The organism is Arabiibacter massiliensis (genome assembly GCF_902386925.1).
Lineage (GTDB): Bacteria > Actinomycetota > Coriobacteriia > Coriobacteriales > Eggerthellaceae > Arabiibacter > Arabiibacter massiliensis.
In genome coordinates this window covers 1,338,581-1,352,550 of sequence record NZ_LR698996.1, presented here as the reverse complement: position 1 = coordinate 1,352,550, position 13,970 = coordinate 1,338,581, and the positions used below count along the sequence as shown (strand labels likewise).

14 protein-coding genes and 1 tRNA gene are annotated in these 13,970 nt (G+C 59.7%); 14 read left to right on the top strand and 1 reads right to left on the bottom strand.

Translation table 11 applies throughout. The annotated features are described in order from the left end of the window. The 8 genes from FX134_RS05935 to FX134_RS05900 all read left to right on the top strand — a co-directional run bounded on the left by FX134_RS05935 (position 1) and on the right by FX134_RS05900 (position 7,933). Positions 1 to 921, top strand: a complete 921-nt coding sequence (locus FX134_RS05935) for an efflux RND transporter periplasmic adaptor subunit (protein WP_080799011.1) — start codon at positions 1 to 3, stop codon at positions 919 to 921. A gap of 22 nt (positions 922 to 943) precedes the next feature. Beyond that, positions 944 to 1,642 carry an ABC transporter ATP-binding protein gene (locus FX134_RS05930; protein ID WP_080799009.1) on the top strand — a complete coding sequence of 233 codons (699 nt, stop codon included), beginning with the start codon at positions 944 to 946 and terminating at the stop codon, positions 1,640 to 1,642. Then, positions 1,632 to 2,795, top strand: a complete 1,164-nt coding sequence (locus FX134_RS05925) for an ABC transporter permease (protein ID WP_080799007.1) — start codon at positions 1,632 to 1,634, stop codon at positions 2,793 to 2,795. The genes FX134_RS05930 and FX134_RS05925 overlap by 11 nt, the downstream gene beginning before the upstream one ends. A 186-nt stretch (positions 2,796 to 2,981) precedes the next feature. Further along, on the top strand, positions 2,982 to 3,926 hold the full coding sequence (locus FX134_RS05920) for a helix-turn-helix transcriptional regulator (RefSeq protein WP_080803815.1): 945 nt from the start codon (positions 2,982 to 2,984) through the stop codon (positions 3,924 to 3,926). Between the two features lie 130 nt (positions 3,927 to 4,056). Then, positions 4,057 to 4,791 carry an ABC transporter ATP-binding protein gene (locus FX134_RS05915; protein ID WP_080799004.1) on the top strand — a complete coding sequence of 245 codons (735 nt, stop codon included), beginning with the start codon at positions 4,057 to 4,059 and terminating at the stop codon, positions 4,789 to 4,791. After that, a complete protein-coding gene (locus FX134_RS05910) occupies positions 4,788 to 6,122 on the top strand; it encodes an FtsX-like permease family protein (protein WP_080799001.1) in 1,335 nt (444 codons plus the stop codon). The genes FX134_RS05915 and FX134_RS05910 overlap by 4 nt, the downstream gene beginning before the upstream one ends. Positions 6,123 to 6,125: 3 nt before the next feature. Beyond that, positions 6,126 to 6,740, top strand: a complete 615-nt coding sequence (locus tag FX134_RS05905) for a putative ABC transporter permease (RefSeq protein WP_080798997.1) — start codon at positions 6,126 to 6,128, stop codon at positions 6,738 to 6,740. Positions 6,741 to 7,390: 650 nt separating this feature from the next. Further along, on the top strand, positions 7,391 to 7,933 hold the full coding sequence (locus FX134_RS05900) for a hypothetical protein (protein WP_080798994.1): 543 nt from the start codon (positions 7,391 to 7,393) through the stop codon (positions 7,931 to 7,933). A gap of 355 nt (positions 7,934 to 8,288) precedes the next feature. On the opposite strand, the gene FX134_RS05890 is transcribed toward FX134_RS05900, so the two are convergent. Then, a complete protein-coding gene (locus tag FX134_RS05890; protein ID WP_325063576.1) occupies positions 8,289 to 8,510 on the bottom strand; it encodes a helix-turn-helix transcriptional regulator in 222 nt (73 codons plus the stop codon). A 461-nt stretch (positions 8,511 to 8,971) separates the two neighbouring features. Here FX134_RS05890 and FX134_RS05885 point away from each other — a divergent pair, with 461 nt between their 5' ends. The 6 genes from FX134_RS05885 to tatA all read left to right on the top strand — a co-directional run bounded on the left by FX134_RS05885 (position 8,972) and on the right by tatA (position 13,832). Then, complete coding sequence (locus FX134_RS05885; protein ID WP_143412147.1) at positions 8,972 to 9,379, top strand: hypothetical protein; 408 nt, start codon at positions 8,972 to 8,974, stop codon at positions 9,377 to 9,379. Position 9,380: 1 nt separating this feature from the next. Further along, a complete protein-coding gene (locus FX134_RS05880; protein WP_143412146.1) occupies positions 9,381 to 10,109 on the top strand; it encodes a hypothetical protein in 729 nt (242 codons plus the stop codon). 1,273 nt (positions 10,110 to 11,382) lie between these two features. Then, a complete protein-coding gene (locus FX134_RS05870) occupies positions 11,383 to 11,625 on the top strand; it encodes a hypothetical protein (RefSeq protein WP_143412144.1) in 243 nt (80 codons plus the stop codon). 216 nt (positions 11,626 to 11,841) lie between these two features. Further along, positions 11,842 to 12,783, top strand: a complete 942-nt coding sequence (locus FX134_RS05865; protein ID WP_080798989.1) for a toll/interleukin-1 receptor domain-containing protein — start codon at positions 11,842 to 11,844, stop codon at positions 12,781 to 12,783. A 578-nt stretch (positions 12,784 to 13,361) separates the two neighbouring features. Beyond that, positions 13,362 to 13,438, top strand: a tRNA-Pro gene (locus FX134_RS05860). Between the two features lie 124 nt (positions 13,439 to 13,562). Continuing rightward, on the top strand, positions 13,563 to 13,832 hold the full coding sequence (gene tatA, locus FX134_RS05855; protein WP_080798986.1) for a twin-arginine translocase TatA/TatE family subunit: 270 nt from the start codon (positions 13,563 to 13,565) through the stop codon (positions 13,830 to 13,832). The last annotated feature ends 138 nt before the right edge of the window (positions 13,833 to 13,970 follow it).

Genomic DNA, 13,970 nt, shown 5'->3' with positions numbered 1-13,970 from the left:
GTGAAGCGGACGGTAGGGAAGGTTCTCGTCGTGGCGGCGCTGCTTGCCGTGGCGGGCGCGCTGGGCGCCTACCTCGCGTTCGGCGACGAGCTTCTGTCGAAGCCCTCCGAGTCGCAGCAGCCCACGCCGCCCCTCACGGCGCCCGTCACGCGCGGGACGGTGCAGCGAACCGTCACAGGCGTGGGCGAGGTGAAGCCGCTTGAAACCGAGAAGCTGCGGCCCGCCGACAGCTGGCACTGGCTGGAATCGTTCGACGTGCCGCTGAACAAGCGCATCCTCGCGGGCACCACGCTGGTGACCTACGCCAACGACGAGACGTGGGACGCGCCCTACGACCTGGTGGTGACCGACTACGAGCTGCCGGAGAGAAACGAGGGCGCCGTCACGCGCGACGACCACTTCATCGAGGTGCAGCGCATCGACGACGTGCTCATCGTGCTGCCTGTTCCCGAAGGCGATCTGGCGTCGCTTGCCGAGGGACAGGCCGTGCAGGTGAAGCTTGGCGCTGACGAAGGGCGGCTCTACGACGGCGTCATCGCGGACATCAACGAGGTGGGGAAGTACGGCGCCACGGGCTCTACGTTCGAGGTGAGCGTGCAGGTGGTCAACGACGGCAGCATCAAGCTGGGCATGTCGGCCAACCTCGCCATCACGGTGGCCGAAGCCGCCGACGTGCTCACGGTGCCGGTGAGCGCCGTGCTCGGAGCGGGGGAGGACAAATACGTGGAGGTCTACGACGCCGAAACCGGCACGCGGCACCAGGTGCCCGTGACCGCCGGAATCACCGACGGCACCGTGGTGGAGGTGGCGGGCGAGGGCCTGGACGTCGGCGATGCCGTGGTGCTCAACGAGGCGGATCCTTCCGCTTCCGGCGCCAAGGGCGAGGTGGAGGGCGGCCTTGTGACCGTCACGAAGTCGTAGGGCCGAAGGGAGGCGCTCGAGAGTGATCCGCTTGAAGCACGTGGGGAAGACCTACGACCTGGGCGGCCAGACCGTGTGCGCGTTGCGCGAGGTCGACCTGGAGATACGCCGCGGCGACTACGTGGCCGTGGTGGGGCCGTCCGGCTCGGGCAAGTCGACGCTCATGAACGTCCTGGGGCTGCTCGACGTGCCCGACACGGGGCGCTATCTGCTGGACGGCCTGGACGTGGGCGCGCTGCCCGACCGGCGGCTGGCCGCCATCCGCAACGAGAAGATAGGGTTCGTGTTCCAGAGCTTCAACCTGCTGGGCAAGCTGACGGCGCTGGAGAACGTGAAGCTGCCGCTCGCCTTCGCGGGCGTGCGCACGAGGGAGGCTGACGCCCGCGCGCGTCGGCAGCTTGCGCTGGTGGGCCTTCAGGGCCGCGAGCGCCACCTGCCCAGCCAGCTCTCCGGCGGCCAGCAGCAGCGCGTGGCCATCGCCCGCGCCCTGGTGGGCGAGCCGGAGATCGTTTTAGCCGACGAGCCCACCGGCGCGCTCGACACGCGCACGGGCGCGGAGATCATGGGGCTCTTCGAGCGTTTGCATGCCGGAGGCCAGACGGTGGTCCTCATCACGCACAACCCGCAGCTTGCCGCCGGGGCGGGCCGCGTGGTGCGAATGGAGGACGGCCGGCTGAGCGAACAGGCCCCGCAGCGGGAAGGGGGCGCCCATGCGCGTTAGCCATCTGGTGCGCACGGCGGTGCGCGCGGTGCTCCACAACGGGCTGCGCTCGGCGCTCACCATGCTGGGCCTGGTCATCGGCGTGTCCTCGGTCATCGTGCTCATGGGCATGGGCGACGGGTCCAACCAGCAGGTGCGCGAGAGGTTGCAGAAGCTGGGCGGCGACGCGCTTTCGACCTACGTGTACGAGGGCGAGCTCGGCTACGACGATATGGCCGCCATCGCCCAGCTGCCCCCGCTTTCCGGCGCGGCGCCCGCGAAGGGCCTGGCCGGCCACCTGACGGCGGGTGGCAAGACGTCGCGCAAGGCTTTCATCGAGGCGTCGGACGAGCACTACCTGGACGTGCGCAACCTCCAGCTGCTGGCGGGCCGCAACCTCAACGCCGTCGACCGCGAGAACCGCAGCAAGGTGGCGGTGCTGGGATCCGACGTGGCCGCCGAGTTGTTCGGCGCGCCCGCCGACGCGCTGGGCAACGCGGTCAAGTTCGACGGCGACGAGTTCCTGGTGGTGGGCGTGCTGCAGGACCAGGGGCAGTCGATGGGGCTCAATACGGCCGGCCTGGCGCTCGTTCCCTTCTCCACGGCGGTGGGGATGGGAAAGGGCGACGATATTGCCATGTTCTACGCGAAGGCGGTCGACGAGGGGTCGGTGGAGGCCGCCAAGCAGGCCATCAGCTCCTACCTCGTGGACGCGGCGCACCTGCTTCCGGGCCGCTTCGACGTGCTGTCGCAGGACGAGACGCGAAGCGCCGGCGCCGATGTCGACGCCACGATGACGCTCCTTCTGGCGGGCATCGCCGGGATATCGCTGGTGGTGGCGGGCATCGGCGTGATGAACGTCATGCTGGTGTCGGTGACCGAGCGCACGCGCGAGATAGGCATCAAGAAGGCGCTGGGCGCGCGGCGCGGCGACATCCTGGCGCAGTTTCTGCTGGAGGCGCTCATCATCAGCATCATCGGAGGAGCGCTGGGCGTGGGGGCGGGCATCGGCTTCGGCCTGCTGGCGAACACGGCGGGCCTCGCGTTCGCGCCGTCGTGGAGCGTGGCGGCCGTGGCCGTTGCGGCCAGCAGCGCCATCGGCCTGGTGTTCGGCATCTTCCCCGCCTACCGCGCCGCCGCCAAGAACCCCATCGAGGCCCTCCGCGCGGAGTGAGGGCGCTCCCGTCCTGCTATACTGCCCAGGAGAGCCCGGCTCCTTGCTTCATCGCGCTCCCACCTGCGGTTCGATACCGCAGGTTGACGGGCGGCGCGCGAAAAAGAAGCTGCAAGTTGGTTGAGCGGAGGCTCCGCAACCGGCAGTATGGAGGCATCGGCCACCGACGCGAAGAAGGACGGACCCATGAGCTTCCGCGACAACCTGCAGCACCTGCGCGCCACGCGCAACATGACCCAGGAGCAGCTGGCGATGCTTCTGGGCGTGAGCCGCCAGTCGGTATCCAAGTGGGAGGCCGAGCGCGCCTACCCCGAGATGGACAAGCTGCTGCGGCTGTGCGACCTCTTCGACTGCACGCTCGACGAGCTGGTCTGCGGCGATGCGACCGAACGTTCGGCCGAGGAGGCCGCGTGCATGCCGGAGGCGCTCGCTCCGCAGGACGTGACGGGCTACGACGAGGTCATGCGCGCCTTCGCGTGGAAGATGCCCTTGGGGGCGGCTGTCGCCATCGCAGGCGCCGCGCTCGCCGTCCTTCTGTCCGACCCTGCGCTTGTGCCGGGAGGGCTCCATGCATACGCGAGCGCTCTCGTGTTCATCGGAGCTGCCGCAGGGCTCGCCGTCCTGCTGCCTGCGGCGTTCGCTCGGAGCGGGTTTCGCAAGGCGCATCCCTTTGTCGAGGACTTCTACACGGCCGATCGGAGAAGCCGGGCCCGAGCCGGCCTGCTGAGGGGCCTTGTCGTCGGCATCGGCCTGGTCATGATGGGGCTGGCGGCAACCGTCCTGCTGCAAGCCCGCGTGTACCTCGCGAGCGCGGCGTTTCTCGCGTTCCTCGCGGCAGGCGTGTTCTTCATCGCGCGCGGATGGCTGCTGGCTTCGCGCTGCGACGTGGAGCGGTACAACCGCATATCGCTCGGCCGCATGGACGAGGCGCAGATCGGCGCGCTGGATGACGAAGAGCTCGCGGCGCGCGTGCGCCAGGCCAGGCGCGAGCGCAGCGTATACGCCGCCGTCATGTGCGCGGCCACGGCCGTGGGTCTCGTGATGCTGTTCACGCCGGCTAGCAGGTGGTTCTTCCTGGCGTGGCCCGTCGGCGGCCTCGTGTGCGCCGTCATCAAGGCGCTGCGCTCCTGACAGCGGGTTGAATGTAGGGCAAGGGCAGAGCCCTTGCCGCTCAACAGGGGAAACATTGCAGGTGGCGGCAAGGGCAGAGCCCTTGCCCTACGAAACCATTCCAAATCCATTCCCATTCTAAGGAGAACCCATGAGCTCCACTATCGTCGCGCGCGAAATCATGAAGTCGTTCAGCTCGGGGAGGGGGAGGAAGCGGCGCGTGACCCATGTGCTGCGCGGCGTGAGCCTTGCCGTCGAAGCCGGCGAGATGGTGGCCATCGTGGGGCCGAGCGGCTCGGGCAAATCGACGCTGCTCTACTGCCTGTCGGGCCTGGAGTCGGCCGACGCGGGCTCCATCGAGGTCATGGGCCGGCAGGTGGCGGGCGCGGGTCGCAACGACCTGTTCAAGACGCGGCGCGACCACGTGGGCTTCATCTTCCAGTCGTACAATCTCATCCCCTCGCTCACGGCGGGCGAGAACGTGTCGCTGCCCGCGCGCCTGGCGGGACGGCCCCTCGCGAAGGAGCGGACGGCCGCCGTGCTTGCGAGCGTGGGCCTGGAGGGCCGTGGGAAGAGCCGGCCCGCCGATATGTCCGGCGGCGAGCAGCAGCGCGTGGCCATCGCCCGGGCGCTCGCGGGCGGGGCCGACGTCGTGTTCGCCGACGAGCCCACCGGCGCCCTCGACTCGAAGAACGGCCGCGAGGTGCTGGGGCTTCTGCGCGGCATCGCCGACGACCCGGCGCGCTCGGTGGTGATGGTGACGCACGACCTGGAGGCCGCCTCGATGGCCGACCGCATCCTCGTGCTGAAGGACGGCCGGATGGTGCGCGAGCTGGGGCGTTCGACTCCGGCGGAGATCCTCGAGGCGTTGGAGGCGGCACGATGATGCGCCTGGTGCTCTGCGACCTGCGCGACCATGCCGCCACCTGGGTGGGTGCGTTCTGCGTAGCCGTGGCCTGCGGCTTCATCGGCGGCTTTGCGGCGTCGCTCGTGGCCACGGCCGAGACGTACCCGAACATGGAGTCGCTCGCGGTCACGGTGATCGTGTTCTCGGCGCTCGCGGCGGCAGCGGTGCTCGTGTCGGCGGCGAACCTGACGGTGGCGGCGCAGCGGCGAAGCTACGCGCTCTGGCAGCTGGCGAACGTGAGCCCGCGCCGGGTGAGCGCGGTGGTGCTCGCCCAGCTGGCCGTGGTGGCGGTGCTCGGCGCGGCGGTCGGCACGCTCGTCGAGGTCGCTTCATTCGCCCCGTTGTTTCCGCTCGTGTTCAGCTCGCCCTTCTATCAGCCCATCGACCAGGTGGTTCTCGATGTGGGATTGCCGCTCATGCCCGCGGTGTGGCTCGCGGTGGCGGGTGTGTTCCTCGTCGGCGGCTTGAAGGGTGCTCGCAGCGCGGGGAAGACGCCGCCCATGACCGCCCTGCGCGCGCCGGAGCTGCCGCGCAAGGGCATGACGTGGCTGCGCGCCGTGCTGTTCGCGGGGCTGGCCTTCGGCACGCGGCAGCTCGCCTCCTCCCTGTTCGGGAAAGACCTGGACGTTTTGGGCAATTCGCTGTTCCTCCCGCTGCTCATGGCGGCGGCGCTCGTGCCCGTGGCCCCGGCGGTGTTCTCCGCGCTGTTGGGAGCGTGGACGTCGCTCGTGCCGCAGGGCCGCTGGAATGCGTGGTACGTGGCGCGCCATACCGCTCGCCACGGCCTTTCGGTCAGCACCTCGGTGGAGACGCCCATCATGGTGGGGTTCGGGCTGGTGGCGGGCATCTTCTCGCTCAGCAGCTTGATGAGCGCGTACATGCGGCAGGCCGGCATCGTCGGGAGGAACGCCTCCTTCGACTTCACCTCGACCGTCCTCTTGCTCGGCGGCCCTGTCCTGCTGTGCGCCGTGGGGGCGGCGGTGAGCGTGGTCATGACGTCGCGCACCCGCACCCGCGACGTGGCTCTGCTCATCGCGAGCGGCGCGCGTCCGGAAACGCTCGTCGCGGCCGCCGCGTGCGAGGCGCTCATCCACGCCGTCACCGCCACGCTTGCCGGCATGGCGGTCGTCGTCGCCTCCAACGCCGTCGTGGCCGCGGCGGTGGGCATGCCGCTGTTCAGCGGCCTGGCCTTCGGCGAGGGCCTCGCGGTATCGCTCGCGGGCTTTGCCCTCGTGCTTGCCGCCACCCTCGCGCCCACCGTGTCGGCTCTGCGCAAAGAGCCCGCCGCCGTGCTCGCCGTGGGGGAGTGAGCCATGGGCGCCTTGGATACGGTTCGCTTCGCGCCCTCGTGGAAGCGCTGGCGCAGCCTTGCCATCGTCTTCTGCGTGTTCAGCGTGGCCGGCCATTGGGTGGAGGTGGGCTACTGCCAGCTCGTCCGCCTCGGCGTCGTGCCCGGCGTCTACGACCCGGCTTCGCCCATCCTGAGCGACTGGCTCTCCCCGTACTGCGTGTACGGCGTCGGCGCGATGGTCTGCGTGCTCGCGCTGACGCCGGCCAAGGATCTCCTCCTGCGGGCGTTTCGCGGGCGGGCGATGCCCCTCGTGCTGAGCTTCGCGCTGAACGCCCTCGTGTGCGCGGGCCTCGAGTTCGCGATGGGCCTCGCGTTCAACCAGCCCTTGCGGGGCGACGCGCTGCCATTGTGGGACTACCGCGGCATGCCCTGCAAATTCCTCGGGCAGGTGTGCCTGCAGAACGTCGTCGCCTTCGGGCTGGTGGCCACGTTCATGACGTGGATCGTCTGCCCAAGGCTCGAGACTCTGTTCCGGCGGGCGTCGAACCACGCCATGGACGACGCGTTCGCGGCGGTCGCGTCGGGGTTCGCCGCCCTTCTTATGTTGGGCGGACGTACGATCAGTCGAGCTTCGTAGAATAGTATGGCACGCAATCCCAAGTACCCCTTTTGTTGCGAATGTACAAAATCCTGCAACTTTCGAAGGCTCCCATGGTGTGACCAGCTCTGACCTCAAAGGTTTGCGGATGTTTTTTGCCAATGCACAAATCTGGGCCCTCGCTCATTGGGCAAAGCGTGAGGCTAAGGGGAACCTTGTGGAGAAAATAGGCGAAACGAATATGCAAAATGGGAATTGATTAGACGGCGAAGAAAAAGAGGGACAAGTTGCCATCGGGGACGAAATGCATCATGGGCATGTATCACCAGCTTTTTGAAAAAACAAATATAAAATGCTTGTTTTCTTATAAATAATGATGGATAGTACGTCACATAAGAGAGGTTATAAATGATAATTTGATCGTGATGATTTTGGCAATGTATTCTTCACATGAAAATTATAGGTCGTATATTTGCGTTCGGACGATGCGGTTGAAGGAGGTGTTCGCATGTTATTCTATGGAGAGCCAGAGGCGTACGGGATTTGCCTGACCATTGGTCCAGACAATCTATTTTGTGTGCGAGTCGGAGCATGATTAGCGTGCCGCTCTTTTTGAGCGGCACGCATTTTCATTATTGGGTAAGGCTATAATGGCGATCGACGCCGCTGCTCGTTAAGGGGAGGTCTTTGTGAGCGGAGAAGAATCTAGGGAGCTTGCTGCATCAATCGCTAAGCTGAGAAGGGGATGCAAGCTGATCAAGCGTTTTTGCATTGTTTGCCTCATTGGCTTTACCGCTTCCTGGGCCGTACTCCTTGCGCTCACCCTCTTTGATCTTGTTGCGGTTGGGGTAGACGGCGAGAAGGTTCGAACTGTTCTTTATATATTATGCAACGGGATAATTATTAGTTTCCTACTTGTGATATCGGTGCAGATTTTCGCCGGGATAGTAGCGGGTGATTCTCCGTTCACGATGAAGCAAGTTCGGCGGTTTCGAGTAACTGCGCTCCTTCTTTTTGCGCTGGCGTTTGTCGAGGCTCTGTTGGCCGCTAATTTCTCTCAAGTAGTAAATGTGCCTAATACGTATGTGGTATACGATAGCGTTGGGGGAGCTGAGCCGGTGCCGATCGATATAAATATTATGATATTATTCTTTGCGGTGATGATCCTCGGCGTGTCTATCGTGTTCCAGTATGGAAATCTGCTCCAAAGGCTCAGCGATGAAACGGAGTAAGATTTTCAGGTTGTTGTGAGTGTTTGCGTTTGGAAATTCATCAAATCCTTAACGCCTACGTCAAGTGCATCGGCAATTCTATTGGGCGTTTTGACTGCGACTTTCACATGGTCTATTTCGATGAGATAGACGCCAGATTGGTCGCTGTCGATCATAAGGCTAAGTTTCGCTTGCGATAAACCCCATTCGGCCCTATGGGATCCAATCTCGCACCCTAGTTGATGCAAGCATTGCTTGGAGTCTTTTCTTCCCATAGTTTATGCATACGGTTAAAATGATTCTGCGTTGCGACTAATCGGTAGTGCTGGAGCTAAAAATTCATTCGCAAGAACTTCTCGAACTAGGGTAATTCTTACTATTCGAAATCGTTGTGAATGTCATGATTGTCGGGAGTGTATTCGATTAGGTCACCTGGCTGGCAGCCGAGCTCTTTACAGATTCCCTCAAGAGTTGAGAATCGAACGGCTTTAATCTTCCCTGTTTTTATTCGCGACAAGTTCATGGGGGCTATGCCGATTTTTTCAGCCAAGTGATTGACTGAAATCTTCCTATCGGCCATAACCCGATCCAGCCTCATTATTATCGGCATCGAAGTCCACTCCTTGCGCAATCTCCTAAGCCCCTATTCTTTGGAAGATGTTAGCATAGACCAAAGGTATAGAAGCATAATGTCTTTCGTTCTCCAATTACGCTTGAGTGCATTTATCTCTCTTTTCTCCACGCTCATCAGATAGCTAATCTGCCCCACTTAGCTTTCTTCTTTTTCAAGAGCGATATTTATCTCTGAAGGTGCTTATCAGATATGGTATTAAACTATAAAAAACATTATTTATTATATGTTTAACATGTGTTAAACTCTCAACAGAGATTTTTGGACAAGTGCAACTCGATAGGATTTTTAGGTTTTTCTGTTGCGATAAATGATGGAGTAGATTGTGTCTAACCGTAACGAATGTTGTTTGCTTTGAAAAGAGGCTGGGGATGATTCTGAAGGGGTCGCAAACAGAGAAATCATCGGATTGTCGAAATAGAGGCCTTTTGTTTTTCATGGTCTCGATTGTTTTCATTCTTACTCTGGTCTCCTGTGCAAAAGCAGGTCCGGATAAAGCCAGTCTCGAGGAAGATGGGGATGAGCTCCTTGTTCTTCAAGATGCGGCCGAAATTTCGATTATGTACCCCAAAAATCAATATGGCGAAACGTATGGATCTTTGAGTGCAATACCCAATAACGTCACCGGCTCGCTTAATGACTACATGAGCATCTGCCCTGACCTTATCGCTGCTATTACAGATGAAGGGGTATATGGGTATGTTAAGAAAGTCGACTGGTTCTCGAAAAAGTCGCCGGATTCAAGAAAAACAAGACACGAAAAGGAGGTGCTAACCGTATACGAGGTGGATGGGAGAACGGTCGCAGGGGAGCTTCATTTAGACCAAGGAGAATGACATGCTTGAGAAAACCATTTCGAGAAGAGGCTTTGTAATGGCCGCAGGTGCATGCTCGTTGGCAGTTTTAACTGGGGTGCCTACACAGGCTGCACACGCTGTCTCCGGGAGTACGATCACTTTTACAGCCGAGGGGAATAATTGCCAGGCGTATGCGAGCTGCGGGCCTAAATCAAGCGGAAGTGGCGCATTTGGATCTGTCACAGTGTTGTGCGGTTCGCGTCCGGATCCGAGAACTATTTCGGCGGGGGTGGATTTGTTCAGGTACGACGCGTATGTAAGTGGAAGTAGGGTTTATAATCCAGGATGGGTTACTTCCTTCATGGCGCAAACGTCCAATAGTGCTTCTGGAACCTACTATGCAGCTGGAGACGTGTGGGGAAATACTTCAGGTGGTTTTTATGTTCCTGCAACTCCTTCGCAGTATTATCGAATGCCTATCCCTTCCCTAGCTGTCACTGAATATGAACTGAATGAGAATGGGCTCGAGTACGGATCCCTTCTATCGAAAAAATCTGTTGGCCATATACCGGATTTGATCAAAGCTGTTGCAACGAATGAGGAGCAAGGATATATATACAAAGCCGACTGGTTAGCCTTGGGCTCGAATGATTTTGAAGCGATGGTCGACGCTGCGCAGGATCCAGGCTATAGGTATATCCCAGTGTATGACATTGATGGCACGACGGTTTTGGGCGAGTTTGCCATGTACTTCGGGGTGGGTTCGTAATCTCTTCTGTGGGGGAAGTCCTGCTTCTGCTTGAAAAGCTGAAACACATGCAACGTCCTGACTGGTTGGGGCAAGGACTGCACGAAATGATGAATGACGCTTCATAAGTCTTCGAGTGCGCTTTCGACGATAGTGGACTCTATGCTCCTTGAGAAAAGGACATAGGGGTGCGACTACGAAAAAGCTTTTGGTTTTTTCTCTGGATGAGACCCAGACGTTGTTCCAGCTCAGTCGAAGAGAATGGCGTTTTCGAAGGTAGGGGCTGCATCCAAAGATGCAGCCCTTTTTCTTAGTGCGTCGAGCATGTGCACGTTTCCAATGGGTGAAAGTCCTTAATGCGCCTGATAGCGGGAAGCGCGTAGCTAAGTGCAAGGGTGTCTGTCGCGGAGTGGAATCTGAAGGGAGCAGGAGGCGAACCTCTGGTCTGACGAACAGAGATCGCGTTAGGCGCAAGTGGGCGGGTAAGGTTGCTTAACAAACCGAAGCCCGATAGCTATACGGAAGCCTATGGGGTAGATGCGGCAGGTGGATTGAGGGGAAGAAACGCGGCTTACCTCGGGAGGCATCATGGACGCGGGCATGATGGATTTCGTGCTCGCGGAGTAAAGCTTGGCGCAAGGAGTCAGCCGAAGCCATGCACTTGGAGAGTTGTCCAGCGCAAGGGAAGGGCTGAACCGTTAGCAGGGCAAGTAGGAGGAAGGTTGCCTTATGGGCGCGATGAACGGCAGCCGGCTCACAATGTAGGGCTTGCAGACGAGGACGCTTGCGGAACAAGGCGAGCAACCTGGAGCGTCGAGCGCGCAAGGGATGGGTCTTGACGAAAGCGCCAATATGCTCTGTCCGACGGATTTGTTGGAGCGGATCGTCGATAAGGACAACATGCGGCATGCCTACGGGAAAGATCAAGCCAATAAGGGTGCAGCTGGTATCGGCAAGATGGGCGTTGCGAATGCGTGGCTGCTTCAAGCGGCACTCAGACGGGCTTTTCGACCAAACCAAACAGGAGAAACACACCCTCCAGCCCCGTGCTTCGGGTGGAGATCCCCAAGAAGGAAGCTAGGAATCCCGACAGTGGTTGACCGAGTGGTGCAGCAAGCTATCGTCATTCAGCTAATCCCGCTCTTCGAGCCCAGGTTCTTAACACGGGTCTGCGTCGCGTCGTGGAGACGGGGTGTTACAACATTCTCCTCAGAACTGATATCGCGTCAGACGGCTATGAAAAGCCTTCTTATCAAACCTTGTCAATTTGACGGCTTTCGGAGAGCTGTTCGTCATGATCAAGGAAGACGAGGGGGTTCCGAATGCGGGCTTAGAATTAGTTCATGACCGGATCCCTGAGTTTAAAGATGGATACCGTAGCGCTTTGGGTGCGTTAGGGGTCGGAGGTATTTTGGGGTTAGAGGAGAGTGTCGATGCTGTCGGCCTAGATAATTTCAAGCTCTTCGTACCATTGCAGGATCAGGCTATGCTTCTCTCATTTGGGCGGATGTTCTGTACTGGTTTTCCTGTGGAATAGCGCAACAGCTCAGCATTCAATGAGCTGTACCGCAATACTCTCAACTAGGCTATATCCGAGATCGATCAGATTCGAAGTCACGAGGACGCGGAGATGGATGAGTTTTTGCGAATGGGGATGAAAGGCTAGTTGGCGAACGGCGATTCCCTTATTACTCCAGGTGTTGGCTTCGGGTACACTTGAGCTACTTTTCGAAAATGACGAAAGAGGGCAGGAATGCAGTTCGACGTGTTCATCTCTTACGCATGGGGAGGCCCGGAGAACATCGCGCATCGTGAGTGGGTGAGACTGCTCGCGGCGCATCTGAAGCAAATCGGCTTCCATGTCGGCATCGATTCCGAGGTCGACTACGGGGAAGACCTCACGGGTTTCATGCGAAAGGTCGAGGACGCGAAGCATGTATTGATGATTGTCGATGAAGGCTATGTCGAGAGGGCGGACAATCATCCCGACTCGGGTGTCGGGCGTGAGACGAAGACAATCCGAGATGTTGTTGACGGTCGGCCGAGCAACTGGCTTTCCGTTTTGTTCGTGCGCAACGAGAAAAGGCTTCTCCCGAAATGGATGGAAGGACGGGATCCGAAATACTTCGATTTCTCGTATCGCGATCGAGACGGCTCGTTTCCCGGTTCCGAGCAGATTGACGATCTGTGGCGATGGTTGGCGGGTCTTCCTGCGGACAAGGGGAGGGGCATCAGCCCAACGACGATACGGGAGAGAATGTACCGCTTGGAACGAATCGACCATCTCATGGAGCCGGGAAACTGGTCATGCCCTGAACTCGAGTCCAAGGGGGTGGCGATGGCCTACGGCGAGGCACCCTCAAAGGTGGTAACGCTAGGATACGGCAAATACGAGTTCAAGGTTGGCTTTGGGGAGCGTAGCGGCGATTCGGTGTACATTCTGAACGATTACATCAAGGCCGTCGGGATGATCCCGGACGCTGTACCGGACGTCGACCTTGATGCCGCTGTTGTTGCATCCTGCATCCGCTCGTGCAGGTGCGCTACGCCAAGCGTGGGCCAACGGGTAGCGCTGCTTAACGACTATGGTTGTGTATGCGCACTGAAAGTGACCGGAGTTACGAACGAATCTCATGATAACGAATACGTTCCGTCGCAAGTGGTGTTCGACTACTCAATATTCCCTGAAGACTGATTCGCATTGCGGCTGGGACGATGCTTTGCTTCTGGCGGAGGAATAAGGGTTGAATGACGGTAACCTGTTTTGCAGGGAAGGCATACAAAACAGCGCCTCCGTAAGGGGTCGGCAGCGCTGTTGTTTCGCGGGAAGCTTGCCTCCGGGGGCCCTTCAACGGGCAATCCCGTAGGGAACGGATCAACGTATCGAGTATCGCGCCTGGTTGCCTTTAAAAATGAGGAAGACGCAGAGGCTGCAGCTTCAGATGCGTCGCAGAAGGCTCCATAAGCCTAGATCGGATCGACGTTCGTCTATTGACATGTGCATAGGCCGGTGAAAGGGCTCAGTTTTCTAGGCGGCGGTTGTCATTGCTGGCCGTTTCTGCGAAACAGGAGAGATCATCAGGCGTTATGATTCTCGTCGATATTTAGGCGGCTATGCCTCGTTTTGCCTGAGGGATATACGGCAATTCCTGGTACGCGCGAAAATCAGCTTAAAACGCCGGTGGAGAAGGCGTGAAGCGGGAATTATTGTCGCAATTTCTTTCACCTTCGATTACATTGTGCTATCATAGCCGTCGCTGCGTGAGCAGTAATCGGGTTGTGGCTCAGCTTGGTAGAGCGCTGCGTTCGGGACGCAGAGGCCGCAGGTTCAAATCCTGTCAACCCGACCATGGAGCTTAAGGGGATGTTCTTAAAACAGCATCCCTTTTTTGCATCGGTGTGCCGTTCCGTTCATGCGACGGGACGGGGCGGGACCGCACAAGGCGGCCCCGTGAGAGCAACTTGGAGGAACGTATGAAGATCCTTGGAATGGGAATGCCGGAGCTTCTCATCATCCTTGCGGTGATCCTGCTCATCTTCGGCCCGAAGAACCTTCCGAAGCTCGGCAGCGCGCTCGGCAAGACCGTCAAGAACCTCCGCGACGGCATGGGCGGCGGCGAGAAGGCCATCGAGGACGCCGACGAAGAGGAAGAGGAGATCGTCGAGGAGGTCGAGGAGCCGGTCAAGAAGACCACCACGACCGCCAAGAAGACCACCACGGCGGCCAAGAAGAAGGCAGAGTAGCACCAGGTTCGCATGATGCGCGGTATGTGCAGACGGTCCACGCCTCGCACATACCGCTTTTTTCATATCGGCGCGGGGCCCTTCGCCGCGCCTCCCCTCACAGCTCGATAATATCCAGACCGCACGCTTGAAGGCACG

Coding starts and splice junctions, on each gene's coding strand:
- tatA (WP_080798986.1), top strand. CDS start 13,563: ATGAAGATCCTTGGAATGGGAATGCCGGAGCTTCTCATCATCCTTGCG.
- FX134_RS05870 (WP_143412144.1), top strand. CDS start 11,383: ATGATCAAGGAAGACGAGGGGGTTCCGAATGCGGGCTTAGAATTAGTT.
- FX134_RS05925 (WP_080799007.1), top strand. CDS start 1,632: ATGCGCGTTAGCCATCTGGTGCGCACGGCGGTGCGCGCGGTGCTCCAC.
- FX134_RS05905 (WP_080798997.1), top strand. CDS start 6,126: ATGGGCGCCTTGGATACGGTTCGCTTCGCGCCCTCGTGGAAGCGCTGG.
- FX134_RS05920 (WP_080803815.1), top strand. CDS start 2,982: ATGAGCTTCCGCGACAACCTGCAGCACCTGCGCGCCACGCGCAACATG.
- FX134_RS05890 (WP_325063576.1), bottom strand. CDS start 8,510: ATGAGGCTGGATCGGGTTATGGCCGATAGGAAGATTTCAGTCAATCAC.
- FX134_RS05910 (WP_080799001.1), top strand. CDS start 4,788: ATGATGCGCCTGGTGCTCTGCGACCTGCGCGACCATGCCGCCACCTGG.
- FX134_RS05915 (WP_080799004.1), top strand. CDS start 4,057: ATGAGCTCCACTATCGTCGCGCGCGAAATCATGAAGTCGTTCAGCTCG.
- FX134_RS05865 (WP_080798989.1), top strand. CDS start 11,842: ATGCAGTTCGACGTGTTCATCTCTTACGCATGGGGAGGCCCGGAGAAC.
- FX134_RS05880 (WP_143412146.1), top strand. CDS start 9,381: ATGCTTGAGAAAACCATTTCGAGAAGAGGCTTTGTAATGGCCGCAGGT.